Consider the following 508-nt stretch of genomic DNA (forward strand, 5'->3'; position numbering starts at 1 on the left):
TCGAGAGCAGCGAGAAGCTCCTCGGCGGGACGAAACACACTCTGGTGGTCACGCTGCCGGAGGAATCGCCGACGCTCGCCCGGGACGGGATCGAGCCGAACGCCTACGAGCGGAGGCGCGGCGGCGCGAGGGCCGGTCTGCTCGAGAGCGTCATCGCCGCCGCTCCCCTCCACGCCTTCGCCGAACATCCGCCGAGGCTCTGGATCGAACTGGCCCTGCGCAGCGAATGGCCGATCCAGATCGTCGATGGCCTTCTCACCGCCGCGCGCCGCGAGCGCGACCTCGACTGGGTACGGACGATGGTGTCGGTGCTGGGCGAGGCGGCCGCCGGGCGCCTCGCCGGCATCGAGCCGGGCGATGCCCTCCGTGAGACCTGGGCCAGCGCCGTGCGGTCGCTTCCCGCTGCGGAATGGGAGGCGACGGTGACGCAGATGCTCGCCAAGGGGGAGATCGATACGATCCTGACCCTTCTGAGGCAGCCCCCCTCCTCCCTGTCCGAGGCCTTCAC

The 508-nt window shown here is 70.9% G+C and carries 1 protein-coding gene; it reads left to right on the plus strand.

Annotation, left to right across the window (positions count from 1 at the left end; all coding sequences use genetic code 11):
* Window positions 1-508: DUF5691 domain-containing protein (locus tag MBTS_RS17120; RefSeq protein WP_483403776.1), on the plus strand; the 508-nt coding region annotated here is incomplete at both ends.

It is taken from the genome of Methylobacterium bullatum (assembly GCF_014845095.1).
In the GTDB taxonomy this organism is placed as follows: domain Bacteria; phylum Pseudomonadota; class Alphaproteobacteria; order Rhizobiales; family Beijerinckiaceae; genus Methylobacterium; species Methylobacterium bullatum.